Source organism: Bradyrhizobium sp. USDA 4503 (genome assembly GCF_054055815.1).
Genome location: NZ_JBSRXS010000001.1, coordinates 2256652 through 2274182, shown reverse-complemented (window position 1 = coordinate 2274182; position 17531 = coordinate 2256652). Strand labels below are relative to the sequence as shown.

The window sequence follows — 17531 nt, the reverse complement described above, 5'->3', positions numbered from 1 at the left end:
CTCACCGAGGCCTCCCGCGTCGATTTGGCCGAGAAAGACAAGAAACAAGACGAATGAAAAAAATATCGCTGGTTGGCGCGTGGCTCGGCTGCGCGCTGGTGATGGGATTTATCGGTACCGCGCAAGCGCAGTCGGCGAGCGATCCGACCGATGCGGGCAAGGCGGTGTTCAAGCGCGGCAATTGCGTCGGCTGCCACAAATGGCACGGCAATGGCGGCGGCGGCTATGGCGGCGACGCGCTGTCGCTGCGCAAGACCGAGCTGACCCGCGAGCAGATCATCGAGACCGTGACGTGCGGCCGGCCGGGCACCGGCATGCCGTTCTTCGTGCGCGGCTCCTACGACACCACGAAATGCTACGAGATGACCCGGCAGGACGTCGCGGACCGCATGCCGCCCGAAGCGAATGTGTTCCTGCGGCCGAACGAAATCGAAGCCGTCGCCGATTACGTGCTTGCCCGCGTCAAGGGCAAGGGCGAGCCGACCTACGATGAATGCATCGCGTTCTTCGGCGATGGCTCGCGGGTCTGCAACGTCTACAAGGAGGCCGGCCACGCCGCCGCGCCGTCCGACCAGAGCGAGAAGGCAAAGCCATGAGCAAGCAAAGATCGGCAATCCGTGGCTTGGTCTTCGCTGTCACCGTCACGGCAGCGGTACCGGCGATGGCGACCGCGGGAGACCTTCGCGACATCAGTGTCGGAATGGCGATCAGCAGCGTGCCGGACGCGGGCTACATCAACCTGACCTGCGTCGGCGAGAAGACCCACAGATTGGCTGACTGGGCGCAATGGCAGGCTTGCCAGGCCGGACCGGACCAGCTGCGCAGCATCCGCTTCGAGTACGATCGCGAGAGTGGGCGGGAAGGCACCATGGTCGGCGGCCATCCCGCGATCCTCACCGTCATGATCGACAAGGACGCCAAGATCGCGGCGCTGATGATCGAGACCGATCCGAAGGCGCGGCTCTATCTGCGCAAGAAGGCCTTCCTGCTCGGCCTGCAGGCGAGGTCGCGCTATGGCGAGGACGGCTGGACCTGTTCCAAGGCACAGCCGGGCGCCGACAAGCAGGAGGTCGGCGGCGTATTTGTCGACGAGAAATGCACCAAGACGATCGACGGCCGCACGGTCGAGATCGAGCGCCATCTCTACCGCGAGCCGAACAAGGAGCTCAAGGACATGACCGACGAGACCCGCATCACGATCCGCCGCGCCGGGTCCTGAGCTGCAAACTGAAATAGCCAAATTTCAGCTGCCTAACTGATCTAAAATGACTCTCTTTCTTTTCGTCATGGCCGGGCTTGTCCCGGCCATCCACGTCTTTTCTTACGCGATTGCAGCGAAGACGTGGATGCCCGGCACAAGGCCGGTCATGACGGAGCTAGTCTAATGCCGCGCCAGCAGCACCACGACGATCAGGGCCAGGATCGCGCATAGCACCTTCCAGAAGGTCACGGGATCGCGGTCGTGCAGCGATTTGCGGGTGGTGACGGCGGGGCCGGCCCAGGTCGCGCCGTTTTCCAGTTCGTGCGCGAACTCGATGGCGTCGCCAAAACGTTGCGCGGGGTCGACGCTGAGCGCCTTGCCGATCACCGCGTCGAGCCAGGCCGGCAGGTCCGGCCGGTAGCGCGATAGCGGCGCCGGCTTGCCGAAGCGAGGCCGCGAGAACGGTTCGATCTCGCCGAACGGATAGTTCGCGGTGAACATGCGATAGACCGTGACGCCGAGCGCGAACAGGTCGGAGGCCTCGTCACCGGCCTTGCCGCCGAACAGTTCGGGCGCCATGTAGCTCGCGGTGCCCGGAATGTCCTCGGCGGGAAAATCCTCCAGCAGCGGCACCCGCGCGACGCCGAGGTCGACAAGGCGCAACCCGCCGTCCTTCAGCAAGATCACGTTGTCCGGCTTGATGTCGCGATGGATGATGCCGGCGCGGTGCAGCGCGGTGACCGCGCGCACCAGCTTGGTTGCGATCGCGATGCCGTCGGTGAGCGACAGCCGCGGCGCGCGGCCAAGCCGCTGCTCCAGTGTTTCGCCCTCGTAGAGCGGCATCGCCGAATAGAGCCTGGTCTGCCGCTCCGCCGGCACCTCGATGATTTCGCCGATCCAGAGGCTGCGCACACGCGCGGCGACCCAGGCCTCGCGCACGAAGGCGAGGCGGTAGGAGCCTTCGCTCGCGACCCGCGGATGTGGAAACTTCAGCACCACTTCGCGGCCGGCGCGCTTGTCGATCGCCTTGAACAGGCGGCTGTAGCGCCCGTCGGACAAGACGTCGCCGAGGCTGAAATCGTCGATCGTATCGCCGGTCACCGGCAAATCGAGGATCGGCAGCGTCGCGATCGCGTGGGTGAGATCGTCGCGGTCCGCCGGCGGCAGGTCGACGACGTCGAGCACCAGTGCGGTCGTGTTGTCGCTGCTGCCGGCCGCGAGGGCGGCGTCGACGATGCTGCGCGCGGACTCGTCAGGCGGCGTGCGTTCCTCCAGCAATTGCTGGAGGCGCAAATCGCCGAGCGCGCCGTGAACCCCGTCGCTGCAGATCAGCAGGCGATCATGTTGCCGGAGCCCGAGGGACGTGTAGTCGAAGCGGGCGAACTCCTCGAAACCGATGGCGCGGCTCAGCATGTGGGCGAGGTCACCGCGGCCGGCGATATGGTCCTGCGTCAGGCGTTCCAGGCGGCCGTCGCTCAGGCGATAGGCACGGGTGTCGCCGATATGGATCACATGGCATTGTCGCCGTGACAGGATGATCGAGGATAACGCGCAGGCCATGCCGCTGCGCGCGGCATCGACGCGGCCCTGGCCGTAGATCCAGCTGTTGGCGGCTTCCAGCGCCCGCGCGGCGCGGCGGCGGACACCGAGCGTCTCGGGCAACGAATAATAGGCGTCGATGAAGCTGCGGACCGCAACCTCCGCGGCCTCGCGCCCGCCCTTGTGGCCGCCGACGCCGTCGGCGACCGCGGCGACCACATCGCGATGCAGCGTGCCCGGCTGGCCCAAGCAGGCCGCGACATAATCCTCATTGGCGGCGCGCTTGCCGGTCTCGCTGGCAAAGCCGACGCGCACCCCCAAGTCCCGTTGCGAACCGTTCGCCACGTCCGGGCCCCGTCATGTTGCGGAGCGGAGTCCTCAGACGCGCGCTCCCGATACCGCGCCCCACGTGGTGCGCCAGCGAACCTTGACCATGGCAAGTCCGATGAAGCCAAGCAACGCCAGCCCGCCGAAGAACAGGAAGCCGGCGCCGAAGCCGCCGGTCATGCCCTTGGCGGCGCCGAGCGTCTGGGCGAGGAAGAAGCCGCCGACGCCGCCGGCGCAACCGACCAGCCCGGTCATCAGGCCGATCTCGTGACGGAAGCGCAGCGGGATCAGCTGGAATACCGCGCCGTTGCCCATGCCGAGGGCCAGCACGCCGATCGAGAACAGCAGCACCGAGATCCAGGCGATGCGCGGCAGTCCCGTCAACGCCCAACCGGCCTGCGTCGGCGCCGTCGGGCCCTCCGGCATGAAGGCAATGACGAGATAGACCGCGACCACGACACCGAACAGGATCGACAGCGAACGGATGCCGCCGATCCGGTCGGCGATCATGCCGCCGACGGGGCGGAATCCCGAGCCGAACGCGACGATCAGCGCGACCAGCATGCCCGCCGCGACGCCGGAGACATGATACTGCACGGTGAAATAGAGCGGCAGCGCGTTGGCGAGGCCGACGAAGCCGCCGAAGGTGATGAAGTAGAAGAACATGAACCAGCGGCTGTCGGAATCCTTCAGCAGTGCGCCGTAGGCCTGCAGCGAGACCTTCTTGCGCTCGCCCGGCGCGTCCTTGGCTGCGACCGCGTAATAGGCAAGCACCATCAGCATCGGAATAAGCAGGCAGCCGAACACGGCCTGCCAGCCCCAATGCTCGGCAATGGTCGGCGCGAGCAGCGTGTCGAGCACGACGCCCATATTGCCGGCACCGGCAATCCCCATCACCACGCCCTGATATTGCGGCGGATACCAGCGGCTCGCCTGGGGCAGGGCGACGGCGAACGAGGCGCCGCCGACGCCGAGCGCAAGCCCGAACAGCTCGATCGCGAGCTTGCTGGTCAGCCCGAAGTGCCACACCGCAGCAGTCGCGGCGATCACGACGAGCTGGGCGATGATGCCGGTGCGCTTGGCGCCGATGATGTCGGCGAGAATGCCCATCGGCACGCGCAGCAGCGCGCCGGCCAGCACGGGAATGGCGACCAGGGTGAACTTCTCGTTCACGGCCAGATTCATGTCTCGCGCGATGTAGACGATCAGCGGTCCGAGCGCGACCCACGCCATGAAACTGATGTCGAAGTACAGGAACGCGGCAAGCAGTGTCGGCCAGTGACCTGCCTTCTTGAACTCGGCAAGCTTCATCGCAAGCATCTCGCGTTGATGCGGCGGAGGCAGCCGCGAAAGCGCGGCCATCTCAGGCGCAGACAAATGGAATGTTGGTGAATGGGAGTGCGCTCGTCGTTGAGACGCACTCCGTCAACAGCTGGGGTCAGCAATTACCGTGCCATCGATCAGGTCGTGTCGCTTTGCCGTGCAGTCGCAAGACGTTGCCGCGCAATCGCGAACAGCGTTCCGCCGCCGCGCGTGGCGTGGCTTGCGGCAAGTGCCGCCGCGCAAACGTGCATGCTGGTGCTTTTTTGTGCGATGCGCCAAGTCCCTGCGATCGCGCATCAAATGCGATTTCGCGATCGCATCGCGGCCGGCGATGCTGTGATGCACAAGAGATCATCGGCGTGGCTAAAATTTCGGCCGGCTGTCGGCGCGGCGCGCGGACCGGTGGATTTTGATCGGCCGGAAACCTTTTGATTTTGCAGCCGGATTCGCCCGCCACGAGTTGGCACGCGTTTTGAATATTAATCAACAACGGAACATCGGTCGTCATCGAAGACGGTCTGCGCCCGCGGCTGGGCTTCCTACAACTCCAAACCTTTATCGGTGCCCATCAACGACGCACGCCGCGTCGCTGCGCAGCGCCGTCGGAATTGAAAGGCAGACCATGCTCGACAAAGTGACCAAGCAGAAGCTCGTGGTGATCGGCAACGGGATGGCCGGCATCCGGACGGTCGAGGCGCTGCTGGAGCGCGCGCCCGACCTCTACGACATCACGGTGTTCGGCTCCGAGCCCTACGGCAATTACAACCGCATCCTGCTGTCGCCGGTGCTCGCCGGCGAGAAGACCGTCGACGACATCATGCTCAACACCGTCGACTGGTACGAGGACAACAACATCACGCTACGCAAGGGCGAGACGATCACCATGATCGATCGCCGGACCTGCGAAGTCGTCACCGAGGCCGGCAAGCGGGTGCCCTATGACCGCCTGCTGATCGCGACGGGCTCAAACCCGATCATGCTGCCGCTGCCGGGCAAGGAACTGCCAGGCGTGATCGGCTTCCGCGACATCTACGACGTCGATCGCATGATCAAGGCCTCGACCGACTATCGCAACGCGGTGGTGATCGGCGGCGGCCTGTTGGGCCTCGAGGCCGCCAATGGGCTGATGAAGCGCGGCATGAACGTCACGGTCGTGCATCTGCTCGACACGCTGATGGAGCGTCAGCTCGATCCGGTGGCCGGCGGCCTGTTGCGCAAGTCGCTGGAAGAGCGCGGCATGGTGTTCAAGATGCCGGCGCAGACCCAGGCCATCCTGGGCGAGGACCGCGTCACCGGCGTGCGGTTCGGCGACGGCACCGAGCTGCCGGCCGATCTGGTGGTGATGGCGGTCGGCATCCGTCCGAATTTCGAGCTCGCCAAGAAGGCCGGGCTCTACTGCGAGCGCGGCATCGTCGTTTCCGACACCATGCAGACCTATGACGGCCGCATCTACGCGGTCGGCGAGTGCGTGCAGCACCGCCGCCAGACCTACGGTCTCGTCGCGCCGCTGTTCGACCAGGCCAAGGTCTGCGCCAACCACCTCGCGATGAAGGGTTTCGCCACCTATGACGGCTCGGTTACCTCGACCAAGCTGAAGGTCACCGGCATCGACCTGTTCTCGGCCGGCGACTTCGCGCCGGGGCCGGACAAGGAGGAGATCGTGCTGCAGGACGCCAACCGCGGCGTCTACAAGCGCATCATCCTGAAGGACAAGAAGATCGTCGGCGCCGTGCTCTATGGCGACACCATCGACGGTCCCTGGTACTTCCAGCACCTGCGCGACGGCACCGACGTCTCGCATATGCGCGAGCGCCTGGTGTTCGGCGCCGCCAATCTCGGCGATGGCGGCGTCAGCGGCCAGAGCTCGGTTGCCGCGATGAGCGACGAGACCGAGATCTGCGGCTGCAACGGCGTCTGCAAGGGCGCCATCGTCAAGGCGATCAGCGAGAAGAAGCTGTTCACGCTCGACGACGTCCGCGCCCATACCAAGGCATCGTCGTCCTGCGGCTCCTGCACCGGGCTCGTCGAGCAGGTGCTGGCGTTCACGCTCGGCGGCGACTATTCGGCGGCGCCGAAGGTCAAGCCGCTGTGCAAATGTACCGATCACAGCCACGACGACGTTCGCCGCGTGATCGTCGAGCAGCAGCTCAAGACCATTCCCGCGGTCATGCGCTTCATGGAGTGGAAGACCCTGAACGGCTGCCACTCCTGCCGTCCGGCGCTGAATTACTATCTGCTCGCGACCTGGCCCGGCGAATATCGCGACGATCAGCAGTCGCGCTTCATCAACGAGCGCGTCCACGCCAACATCCAGAAGGACGGCACCTATTCGGTCGTGCCGCGGATGTGGGGCGGCGTCACGACGCCGAGCGAGCTGCGCGCGATCGCCGACGTCGCCGAGAAGTTCAACATCCCGACGGTGAAGGTCACCGGCGGCCAGCGCATCGACCTGCTCGGCGTCAAGAAGGAGGACCTGCCGGCGGTGTGGTCCGACCTCAACGACGCCGGCATGGTGTCGGGCCACGCCTACGCCAAGGGCCTGCGCACGGTGAAGACCTGCGTCGGCTCGGAATGGTGTCGCTTCGGCACCCAGGATTCGACCGGCCTCGGCGTCAAGCTCGAGAAGTTCATGTGGGGCTCGTGGACGCCGGCCAAGGTCAAGCTCGGCGTCTCCGGCTGCCCGCGCAACTGCGCGGAAGCGACCTGCAAGGACGTCGGCGTGGTCTGCGTCGATTCCGGTTACGAGATCCATTTCGCCGGTGCCGCCGGACTGCACATCAAGGGCACCGAGTTCCTGACCAAGGTCGAGACCGAGGACGAATGCCTCGAGGTGATCGTGGCGCTGACCCAGCTCTACCGCGAGGAGGGCTGGTATCTGGAGCGCATGTACAAATGGTGCGACCGCGTCGGTCTCGAGCAGATCAGGAAGCGGGTGGTCGACGACGTTGCGAACCGCAAGGCGCTGTTCGCCCGCTTTGCCTATTCGCAGCAGTTCGCGCAAACCGATCCGTGGGCCGAGCGTGCCAGCCGCGGCGTCGACCGCAACGAGTTCGCGCCTCTCGCCGAATTGGAGCTCGCATGACTCAGTGGATCGAAATCGGCGCATTGACCGACATTCCGCGGCTCGGCTCGCGCGTGGTGCGCACGCCGGGCGGCAACATCGCAGTGTTCCGGACCGAGAGCGACGAGGTGTTCGCGCTCGACGACCGCTGCCCGCACAAGGGCGGGCCGCTGTCGCAGGGCATCGTGCACAACAAGCGCGTGACCTGTCCGCTGCATAACTTCGTCATCGAACTGGCGAGCGGGCAGGCCGTGGCGCCCGACGAAGGCTGCACCCATACCCATCCGGCCAAGGTCGAGAACGGCGTTGTCTGGCTGTCGGTGCGGCAGGCGGCCGCGGTGAGCTGAGCGGTCAGGCAATGTCCGTCAAGACCACGTGTCCCTATTGCGGTGTCGGCTGTGGCGTCATCGCGTCGAAGGACGCGGCCGGTGCCGTCACCGTCGAGGGCGACAGGCAGCATCCGGCCAATTTCGGCCGGCTCTGCAGCAAGGGCTCGGCGCTCGCCGAGACCATCGATCTCGACGGGCGTCTGCTCGAGCCGATGGTGGACGGCGCGCCGGCGTCATGGGACGACGCGCTCGATCGCGTCGCCGATGGCTTTAGCAGGATCATACGCGAGCACGGGCCCGACGCGGCCGCGTTCTATGTTTCCGGCCAGCTGCTGACCGAGGACTATTACGTCATCAACAAGCTCGCCAAGGGCTTCGTCGGCACCGCCAATATCGACACCAATTCGCGGCTGTGCATGGCCTCCAGCGTCGCGGGGCACAAGCGCGCGTTCGGCAGCGACACCGTGCCGGGCTGCTATGAGGATCTCGAGCAGGCGGACTTACTCGTGCTGGTGGGCTCCAACGCCGCCTGGTGCCATCCGATCCTGCACCAGCGCATGCTGGCGGCGAAGGAGAAGAATCCGGCCTGCAAGATCGTGGTGATCGATCCGCGCCGCACCGCGACCTGCGAGGGCGCCGATCTGCATCTGCCGCTGCGCTCGGGCAGCGATTCCGTGCTGTTCAACGGCCTGTTCGCCTTTCTCGCCGGCAGCAACGCGGTCGACCGCGGCTTTGTCGGCAATTGCACGACGGGTGTGGTCGACGCGCTGAAGCAGGTCGGCGGCCAGACCGTGGCGCAGACCGCGGCGACCTGCGGCCTGACCGAAGGCGCGGTCGGGCTGTTCTTCGACTGGTTCACGCGTACCGAGCGCGTCGTCACGCTGTATTCGCAAGGCATCAACCAGTCGTCGAGCGGCGTCGACAAGGTCAACGCCATCATCAATTGCCATCTCTTGACTGGACGCATCGGCCGTCCCGGCATGGGGCCGTTCTCGCTGACCGGCCAGCCCAACGCGATGGGCGGCCGCGAGGTCGGCGGGCTCGCCAACCAGCTCGCCGCGCATATGGAGATCGAGAATCCCGCGCATCGCGAGCTGGTGCAGCGGTTCTGGCGTGCGCCAGTGATCGCGGAGAAGGCCGGGCTGAAAGCGGTCGACATGTTCGACGCGATCGCCGACGGCCGCATCAAGGCGGTGTGGATCATCTCGACCAATCCGGTGGTGAGCCTGCCGGATGCCGATCGCGCGCGCGCCGCGCTCGACGCCTGCGAGCTCGTCGTGGTGACGGATTGCATGCGCGACACCGACACCACGCGCCATGCCGACGTGCTGCTGCCGGCACTGGCGTGGGGCGAGAAGGACGGCACCGTCACCAATTCCGAGCGCCGGATCTCGCGGCAGCGGCCGTTTCTCGCAGCGCCGGGCGAGGCGCGCGCCGACTGGCGCATCATCTGCGACGTCGCCGCCCGGATGGGATATTCCGGCTTCGATTATGCCTCGGTGGCCGAGGTGTTCCGCGAGCACGCCGAACTGTCCGGCTTCGAGAATAGCGGCCGGCGCGATTTCGACATCTCGGCGCTGGCGGCGCTGGACGATACCGCCTATGACGCGCTGGCGCCGGTGCAGTGGCCCGTGACGTCGGACCATCCGGCCGGCACGTCGCGGATGTTCGAGAGCCAGCAATTCTTCACGCCGGACCGCAAGGCGCGCTTCGTACCGGTGGCGCCGCGCGCGGCGCGCCACGCCACCAGCCGCGACTTTCCCCTGGTGCTCAACACCGGCCGCGTGCGCGATCAATGGCACACCATGACCCGGACCGGCAAAACCGGCCGGCTGCTGGCGCATGTGTTCGAGCCCTATGCCGAGTTTCACCCCGAGGATGCGCGGCAGGCCGGGCTGCAAAACGAGGGATTGGTGCGGCTGACCAGCAGCTGGGGCGAGATGATCGCGCGCGTCGTGGTCAGCGCCGACCAGCGTCGCGGCTGCGTGTTCGTGCCGATGCACTGGAACGCGGAGTTCGCCGGCGAGGGGCGCGTCAACGCGCTGGTCAATCCGGCGACAGATCCAGTGTCCGGCCAGCCGGAGTCCAAGCACACGCCGGTCAAGGCCGATCCCTATACGCCGAAATGGCACGCCTTCATCCTGAGCCGCGACGCGATCAGGCGTCCGGCAAGCGGCTATTGGGTCTACGGCAAGGCCGGCGATTGCACGCGGCTGGAGCTCGCGCTCGACACTCGCCCGGAGAGCTGGCGCGACTGGGCGAGGGCGCAGCTCGGCCTCGAAGGTGTCGAGATCGAGTGGATCGCCTATCGCGATCCGGCGGCGGGACGCTTCCGCTACGCGGCGGTGCGCGACGGCCGGCTCGAGGGCTGCGTGTTCATCGCGCCCAATCACGCGCTGCCGTCGCGGGCCTGGCTGACCGGGCTGTTCGCCGAGCAGCAATTGTCGGCCAATGCGCGGATGTCGCTGCTCGCGGGAAGGCCGTTCGGCGCGGGCGAGGATGTCGGCCCGATCGTCTGCTCCTGTTTCAGCGTCGGACGGCACCAGATCACCGCCGAGATCAAAAAGGGCGCCGACAGCGTCGATGCGATCGGCCGCTGTCTGAAGGCCGGCACCAATTGCGGCGGCTGCAAGCCCGAGATCGGCAAGCTGATCGGCGCCACCGCGCAGCCGCGGCAGGCGATCGCGTCGTAGGTCGCCGCGCCAGGGCCCAGCCGAGAAATGCGCGATTCAAGATTGTTGCGGCGCAAATTGACCGTGAGCCCTATTTCTACGGCCGCAATTTCCTAATGTGATCTTCAATATTGCGAGCCAGTTTGCGGTTACCCCTGCTGAGGCGCGCCGTGCCGATCACCATCATGTCGTGACCAAAGCCATAGAACAGGAAGGACATTACATGCCTTCACGCCGTCATCTTCTGACCGGCGCCGTCGCGACCGGTGTCGCGCTGTCAATGCAACGCGCCACTGTAGCAGTCGCGCAGCAAAAACGAGTGATCGTCGATTCGCAGGTTCACCTGTGGCCGGCAAGCACTCCGGAGAGACCCTGGCTCCCCGGTGCCAAGCCGCAGCTCCCGGAGCCCTTCACCATCGAGCGAGTCATTCCACTGATGGACGAGGCTGGCGTCGATCGCGTTGTCATCGTTCCGCCAGTGTCGCTTGAAGGTGAGCGCATCGATTATGCCCAGGAGGCAGTCAGACGGTACCCGGGCCGCTTCGCCATCATGGCGCGTGTCGCCCTCGACAAGCCCGACCGCGCGGCACGGCTTGCGACTTGGCGCGACCAGCCCGGCGTACTGGGCGTGAGGTTGAACGTCGGCCCCGGCGAAGCGGCGTGGCTGACAGACGGAACCGCGGACTGGTTCTGGCCGGCGGCGGAGAAGGCCCGCCTGCCGGTGATGTTTCTCACTGAGGGGCAGACGTCGCTGTTCGCCCGCATCGCCGAGCGGCACCCGCAACTTACGCTCATCATCGATCACATGGGCGTCGGCGCGGGACTTCGCCCTCGTCCCGGCTCATCGGAAAACAACATGGTGCCGGAGGCTATCGTCCAGGCGGCCGCGCTCGCAAAATATGCGAATGTATCGGTGAAGTTGTCGTCGGTCCCGCTGATTTCGACTGAGCGATATCCATTCCGCGACGTGATCCCGCACATCCACCGCCTGTTCGACGCCTACGGCCCGGAGCGCTGCCACTGGGGGACCGATCTAACCAACTCATTCGCCCGGGCCACTTACCGGCAGCGCGTGACGCAATTCACCGAGGAGCTTCCGTTCCTCAGCGAAAGCGACAAGGACTGGATCATGGGCCGCGCGATCCTGGCGCGGCTTCGCTGGACGTCGTCCTAGCAGCCGCGGCAGATGCTCTTCAGCTTGCTGTTGAGCAGGCGGTCCTCTTCGTCGGAGGCCGCCTTGGTGTAGGGGTCGTTGCCGTGGCGCTTGTCGTCGGCAAAACTGCCGGCGCCAGTGGCGCCGCCCAAGTGCATGCCGTGCATCGCGTGCCCGCCGCCATGGCCGTGGCTGCCGCGCGCGTCCACCGGCGGCATCGCGGCCGCAAGCAGCGTCAGCAGCAACCCGACCGTCGTGATCGTCCGCATGTTTTCCTCCTCGTCGCGGTAAAATACCGCTGACGCTGAGGCAAATGGGTGTCGGCCATCTTCACAATTTCGCGTGGCGGCAATCGGGGCAGGGGCCGGCCGGTTCCGGCCAAATACCGCCGGTGCGCCGCACATAGGCCGCCCGGGGATGGCTTCATGCCGACAATGCAGTGCTCGTCACACCAAAATGGTGTATCGGCAGGCTTGAGCGCGCGCGGGCAGCGGCCCGGTGCGACACAATCAAGATATCGCAAGATTTGGAGGAAGGTTCATGTCGGCTCTGCCACTCTCGGGCATCAAGATTCTCGACCTGACGCGGGTGCTCGCGGGCCCGCTGTCGGCCCAGATGCTGGCGGATCTCGGCGCCGAGGTGATCAAGATCGAGCGGCCCGGCGGCGGCGACGACGCCCGCGCTTTCGGCCCGCCCTATCTCACCGATCCCGAAGGCAAGCAGAACAACAACAACTCGTTCTACCTCTGCGCCAACCGCAACAAGAAGTCGGTCACCGTCAACATCGCCAAGCCGGAAGGGCAGGCGATCATCCGCGAGCTCGCCAAGACGGCCGACGTGATGATGGAGAACTACAAGGTCGGCGACCTCAAGCGTTACGGTCTCGACTACGAGACCATCAAGCAGCTCAACCCCGGTATCATCTATTGCTCGGTGACGGGTTTCGGCCAGACCGGACCTTACGCGCCGCGCGCGGGCTATGATGCGATCCTGCAGGCGATGGGTGGCCTGATGAGCGTCACCGGCCATATCGACGGCGAGCCGGGCGAGGGCCCGATGAAGGTCGGCCCCTCGATCGTCGACTACATGACCGGCATGAACACCTCGATCGGCATCCTCTCGGCGCTCTACCATCGCGACGCCAACAACGGGGAAGGGCAGCACATCGACGTCTGCCTGTTCGACACGGTGATCGCATCGCTGTCGCACTGGCTGCAGATCTACCTCGTCAATGGCAAGACCCCGCCGCGCCGCGGCACCTGGGGCAATGGCGGCATGCCGGCCGGCGTGTTCCGCTGCACCGACGGCGAGCTGATGCTGGTGGTCGGCAATGACGGCCAGTTCCAGCGCACCTGCGCCGTGCTCGGCGAGCCCGAGCTCGCGAACGACAAGCGCTTCGTCAAGAACAACGACCGCGTCGTGCACGGCAAGGAGATCATGGCGATCTTCGCCGGGCTGTTCCTGAAGCATCCGGTGGCCTACTGGCTGGAGAAGCTCGAGGAGGCCGGCGTGCCGTCCGGCCCGATCAACAATTTCGAGCAGGTGTTCAGCGATCCGCACGTGCAGTCGCGCGGCATGCGGGTCAAGGTCGACCATCCGTTCGAGCCGAACCTGTCGCTGATCCGCAACGCGCTGACCTTCTCGGGCACGCCGATCACCGAGTACCGCGCCCCGCCGCTGTTAGGGGCCGACACCAAGGACGTGCTGGCGACCATCGGCTATGACGACGCCAAGGTCGAGGGACTGAAGGCGCAGGGGATTCTGTAGGCACTGACTTCGAGGCCGCGGGCGGTGGAGTTTCTCCGTCATCCTGAGGTGCGAGCTCTTGCTAGCCTCGAAGGATGAACGGCCCCGCTGGTGGCCGTCGACCCTTCGAGACGCGCGCAAGGGCGCGCTCCCCAGGGTGAAGGGACCAGGGTCGTCATTCCGCAACAACACTTCGACCAGCATCGAAGCATCATTGACATCCGCCTGCTAGGTTGGCGCCATCGATCCTCATCGAAGGTGCCAATCATGAAACGGGAAGTGGTCCGCGTCGAACCGATCTCGAGTTGGCTGGAGCGCTGGAAGGCGCCGGCATCGCCGGTGACCCGGGCCGGCAACATGGTGTTCGTCTCCGGCCTGCCGCCGTTCGATCCCGCGACCGGCGAGTTCGCCGCCGGCGCGTCGATCGAGCGGCAAAGCGAGCTGGTCATGGAGCAGCTCAAGCAATGCCTCGAGGCGGCCGGCGCCACGCTCGACAATGTGATGAAGTGCAACGTGTTCTGCACTTCGGCAAAGCACTTCACAACCTTCAATGCAGTCTATGCAAGGTACTTCCCGCACCAGCCGCCGGCGCGGATCTTCGTCTGCATCCCGGAATGGACCGGGCCGTTCGACGTCGAGATCGACTGCATCGCGATGGTGTAAGGGCAGGGCGCCGCAGCGGCGCCCTCGCTTCACAAATCCTGCCGCGTCAGCCGCCCGTGCATCGCGACCGGTCGCGGCGCTGGCTTGCTCGGCACGTCGCCCATCGTCAGCGCCATCACCGAGACCGTGACCACGCGGTCGATGATGCCGCGGACGTCGTCCAGATCGCATTTGCCTTCCGACAGCCGCAGCAGGCGTTCCTTCTCGCGGATGGTGTGGTGCGCCATCGCGAGCGCGAAGTGCAGGCCCCAATAGAGCTCGGTGTCGCTGCTGGCCGGCATCGCGCGGCGCATCGCCGCGGCGAACTTGCGCAGGTGATCGACCTCGCGATTCTTGATGCGGCGGATCGGCGGCACGGATTCGATCGAGGCGCGGATCATGAACCGCGCCGCGGTCGAGCCCTCGCGATCCGGCCCGAGGCAGCCGCGCAGGGTGGGGCCGACGAGGGCGCGCATGATGTCCTCGATCGCGGCGCGGCCGCCGCCTTTTTCCTCCGCCGCCCGCAATTCGTTGAGGCGCTCGCGGTTGGTCTGGATGCTGCGGGTGACGAACAGCTCCGCGATCAATTCGTCCTTGGAGCCGAAATGATAGTTCACCGCCGCGAGGTTGACGTTCGCTTCCGCGACGATGTCGCGCAGCGTGACGTCGCCGAAGCCGCGGTCGGCATAGAGCCGCTCGGCGGCGGCGAGAATGGCGGATCGGGTCTGGTCGCTGGCCATGGCTGAGAGCCTCCGGTCATTCCGGGGCGATGCGCAGCATCGAACCCGGAATCTCGCTCCACAATTTCCGGATTCCGGATTCAGCCCTGCGGGCTGCCCCGGAATGACGAACGCGAGGTTGCATTTCAAACATTTGTATGAAACTATCGTTTGAACGGTCGGAAATGTCAATCCGCGGATCGCGGGGCTGCATTCTGGCACACCGCCGCCGCCCTTTCGCGAACGCCCTTGCGAGCCGCGGAGGCGGGGGCAACAATGTCGGCAAATGGCTACGGCCCAGGTCATCGGCCCAGGTCAGCGGCCCAAGTCTAGGAAACGAGGAGCGTCCCATGGATTTCACGATGTCGCCCAAGCAGAAGGAGTGGCTGGAGCGCGTTCAGGCCTTCATGAAAACGCACGTTCGGCCCGCCGTGCCGATCTACGACAAGCAGGATGCCGAGGGCCCGCGCTGGAAGGTGATCCCGATCCTCGAGGATCTGAAGAAGAAGGCGAAGGCCGAAGGCCTCTGGAACATGTTCATGCCGCCGTCCTCGCATGAGGACGATGAATTCCACGGCGCGGGATTGACCAATCTCGAATACGCGCTGCTGTCGGAAGAGATGGGTCGCATCTCCTGGGCTTCGGAAGTGTTCAACTGCTCCGCTCCCGATACCGGCAACATGGAAGTGTTCATCCGCTACGGCACCAAGGAGCAGAAGCGCAAATGGCTGCGCCCGCTGATGGACGGCGAGATCCGCTCCGCCTTCCTGATGACCGAGCCGGCGGTCGCTTCGTCCGACGCCACCAACATCGAGACCCGGATCGAGAAGGACGGCGATCACTACGTCATCAACGGCCGCAAATGGTGGTCGTCGGGCGTCGGCGATCCTCGTTGCAAGATCGCGATCCTGATGGGCAAGACCGACTTCAACGCCGCCAAGCATCAGCAGCAGTCGCAGATCCTGGTGCCGCTCGATACCCCCGGCATCAAGGTCGAGAAGATGCTGCCGGTGTTCGGCTTCGACGATGCGCCGCACGGCCACGCCCAGGTGCTGCTCGAGAACGTCCGCGTGCCGAAGGAAAACATCCTGCTCGGCGAAGGCCGCGGCTTCGAGATCGCCCAGGGCCGTCTCGGTCCGGGCCGCATCCATCACTGCATGCGCACCATCGGCCAGGCCGAGGAGGCGCTGGAGAAGATGGTGAAGCGGCTCGCCTCGCGCACCGCGTTCGGCAAGAAGATCATCGAGCATTCGGTCTGGGAGCAGCGCATCGGCGATGCCCGCACCGACATCGAGATGAACCGTCTGCTCTGCCTCAAGGCCGCCGACATGATGGACAAGGTCGGCAACAAGACCGCACAGGCCGAGATCGCGATGATCAAGGTCGCAGCTCCCAACATGGCGCTCAAGATCATCGACCAGGCGATCCAGGCCTTTGGCGGCGGCGGCGTCTCCGACGAAGCAGGGCTCGCCCGCGCCTATGCCCACATCCGCACGCTGCGCCTGGCGGACGGTCCGGACGAGGTGCACAATCGCGCCATTGCCAGACTTGAACTTCGGAAGTATGCAAACACGTCGCACTGAGCATGATGCGGAACGCATGGCGTTCGCGCGCACATCGTGCTCAGAATGAAAAAGAGAGATCAGGCTGGCGTGCCAGCCTGATTGAGGGAGCGCCCCGACGCGCTCCTTGAAAAATCGAGTTGAGGGAGCGTCATCGTGGCGGACGGCGTCAGGAAAGACGAAGAATTTTCCGGCACAAGGGAAGTCGAGGAGCGCCATCGTATCAACGAGGCTAGTCTCGACGCCTGGATGAGGGAACACGTCGAAGGCTATCAGGGGCCGCTCACGGTCCTGCAGTTCAAGGGTGGCCAGTCCAACCCGACCTACAAGCTCGAGAGCCCCGGGCGCAACTACGTGATGCGGCGCAAGCCGTTCGGTAAATTGTTGCCGTCGGCGCATGCGGTCGATCGCGAGTTCCGCGTGATCGCGGCGCTCGGCAAGCAGAATTTCCCGGTCGCGAAAGCCTACGCCCTGTGCACCGACGATGCAGTGATCGGCTCGGCCTTCTACGTCATGTCGATGGAGGAGGGGCGGGTGTTCTGGGATCCGACGCTGCCGAGCCAGGAGCCCGACGCGCGCCGCAAGATCTTCGCCAGCAAGATCGAGACGCTGGCCAAGCTTCATCTGTTCAATCCCGAGACGATCGGCCTCGGCGACTTCGGCAAGCCCGGCAATTATTTTGCGCGGCAGGTCGATCGCTGGACCAAGCAGTACCGCGCCTCCGAAACGCAGCACATTCCCGAATTCGAGAAGCTCGCCGAGTGGCTGCCGAAAACCGTTCCGGAGCAGAAGCGCGTCTCGATTGTGCATGGCGACTATCGCCTCGACAACATGATCTTCCACGCCACCGAGCCGCGGGTGCAGGCGGTGCTCGACTGGGAATTGTCGACGCTCGGCGATCCTATGGCCGACTTCACCTACCTGTTGATGCAGTGGACCATGCCGGGCCTCGTCAATGCCGACCTCAAGGCATTGAACATTCCGAGCCAGGATGAAGCGGCGCAGATCTATTGCGACGTGACCGGCATCCCGGTGCCGGACCTGAACTGGTATTTCTCCTACAACCTGTTCCGCCTTGCCGGCATCACGCAGGGCATCGCGGGCCGGGTTCGCGACGGCACCGCGGCGAATGCCAAGGCCCTCGAGTCGGCCAAGCGCACCGTGCCGCTGTCGCAGGCGTCATGGGAATACGCGCAGAAGGCCGGCGCAACCTGATCCAGGAAAGCGGCGCGATCCCGCAGGGTTCGCGCCGCCTTG

Annotated in this window: 15 protein-coding genes; 11 read left to right on the top strand and 4 right to left on the bottom strand. The window is 65.4% G+C overall.

Going from position 1 to position 17531, the window contains the following annotated elements; all coding sequences use genetic code 11:
* The first annotated feature begins 53 nt into the window (after nt 1-53).
* On the top strand, nt 54-596 hold the full coding sequence (locus tag ACVMIH_RS11145; protein ID WP_057019575.1) for a c-type cytochrome: 543 nt from the start codon (nt 54-56) through the stop codon (nt 594-596).
* Nucleotides 593-1219: a hypothetical protein gene (locus ACVMIH_RS11140; protein WP_456861684.1), complete on the top strand. Its 627-nt coding sequence runs from the start codon at nt 593-595 to the stop codon at nt 1217-1219. The genes ACVMIH_RS11145 and ACVMIH_RS11140 overlap by 4 nt, the downstream gene beginning before the upstream one ends.
* Nucleotides 1220-1381: 162 nt before the next feature.
* Here the strand turns inward: ACVMIH_RS11140 and ACVMIH_RS11135 are convergent, their stop codons facing one another.
* Both ACVMIH_RS11135 and ACVMIH_RS11130 read right to left on the bottom strand, forming a co-directional pair.
* Nucleotides 1382-3055 (bottom strand): protein kinase domain-containing protein, encoded by a 1674-nt coding sequence (locus ACVMIH_RS11135; RefSeq protein ID WP_456861682.1) that lies wholly within the window; start codon nt 3053-3055, stop codon nt 1382-1384.
* A 63-nt stretch (nt 3056-3118) separates the two neighbouring features.
* On the bottom strand, nt 3119-4378 hold the full coding sequence (locus tag ACVMIH_RS11130; RefSeq protein WP_057019680.1) for an MFS transporter: 1260 nt from the start codon (nt 4376-4378) through the stop codon (nt 3119-3121).
* Nucleotides 4379-4639: 261 nt separating this feature from the next.
* Here ACVMIH_RS11130 and ACVMIH_RS11125 point away from each other — a divergent pair, with 261 nt between their 5' ends.
* The 5 genes from ACVMIH_RS11125 (at nt 4640) to ACVMIH_RS11105 (ending at nt 11626) form a co-directional block, all read left to right on the top strand.
* Nucleotides 4640-4822, top strand: a complete 183-nt coding sequence (locus ACVMIH_RS11125; protein WP_057019572.1) for a hypothetical protein — start codon at nt 4640-4642, stop codon at nt 4820-4822.
* Between the two features lie 190 nt (nt 4823-5012).
* Entirely contained in the window at nt 5013-7472 is a 2460-nt protein-coding gene (gene nirB / locus ACVMIH_RS11120; RefSeq protein ID WP_456861680.1) for a nitrite reductase large subunit NirB, read from the top strand.
* On the top strand, nt 7469-7798 hold the full coding sequence (nirD, locus tag ACVMIH_RS11115) for a nitrite reductase small subunit NirD (protein ID WP_028335429.1): 330 nt from the start codon (nt 7469-7471) through the stop codon (nt 7796-7798). Before nirB ends, nirD begins: the two co-directional genes overlap by 4 nt.
* Nucleotides 7799-7809: 11 nt before the next feature.
* Complete coding sequence (locus ACVMIH_RS11110) at nt 7810-10473, top strand: nitrate reductase (protein ID WP_057019570.1); 2664 nt, start codon at nt 7810-7812, stop codon at nt 10471-10473.
* Between the two features lie 97 nt (nt 10474-10570).
* Entirely contained in the window at nt 10571-11626 is a 1056-nt protein-coding gene (locus tag ACVMIH_RS11105; RefSeq protein WP_233442899.1) for an amidohydrolase family protein, read from the top strand.
* On the opposite strand, the gene ACVMIH_RS11100 is transcribed toward ACVMIH_RS11105, so the two are convergent.
* A complete protein-coding gene (locus ACVMIH_RS11100) occupies nt 11623-11874 on the bottom strand; it encodes a hypothetical protein (RefSeq protein ID WP_456861677.1) in 252 nt (83 codons plus the stop codon). The genes ACVMIH_RS11105 and ACVMIH_RS11100 overlap by 4 nt on opposite strands.
* A gap of 271 nt (nt 11875-12145) precedes the next feature.
* Here ACVMIH_RS11100 and ACVMIH_RS11095 point away from each other — a divergent pair, with 271 nt between their 5' ends.
* On the top strand, nt 12146-13372 hold the full coding sequence (locus ACVMIH_RS11095; RefSeq protein ID WP_057019568.1) for a CaiB/BaiF CoA transferase family protein: 1227 nt from the start codon (nt 12146-12148) through the stop codon (nt 13370-13372).
* Between the two features lie 246 nt (nt 13373-13618).
* Nucleotides 13619-14014, top strand: a complete 396-nt coding sequence (locus tag ACVMIH_RS11090) for a RidA family protein (RefSeq protein ID WP_176936864.1) — start codon at nt 13619-13621, stop codon at nt 14012-14014.
* A 29-nt stretch (nt 14015-14043) separates the two neighbouring features.
* Here ACVMIH_RS11090 and ACVMIH_RS11085 read toward each other — a convergent pair whose 3' ends face one another.
* Nucleotides 14044-14733 (bottom strand): TetR/AcrR family transcriptional regulator, encoded by a 690-nt coding sequence (locus ACVMIH_RS11085; RefSeq protein ID WP_057019566.1) that lies wholly within the window; start codon nt 14731-14733, stop codon nt 14044-14046.
* A 329-nt stretch (nt 14734-15062) separates the two neighbouring features.
* Here ACVMIH_RS11085 and ACVMIH_RS11080 point away from each other — a divergent pair, with 329 nt between their 5' ends.
* Complete coding sequence (locus tag ACVMIH_RS11080; RefSeq protein ID WP_057019565.1) at nt 15063-16295, top strand: acyl-CoA dehydrogenase family protein; 1233 nt, start codon at nt 15063-15065, stop codon at nt 16293-16295.
* Between the two features lie 135 nt (nt 16296-16430).
* Nucleotides 16431-17489 (top strand): phosphotransferase family protein, encoded by a 1059-nt coding sequence (locus ACVMIH_RS11075; protein ID WP_057019564.1) that lies wholly within the window; start codon nt 16431-16433, stop codon nt 17487-17489.
* The last annotated feature ends 42 nt before the right edge of the window (nt 17490-17531 follow it).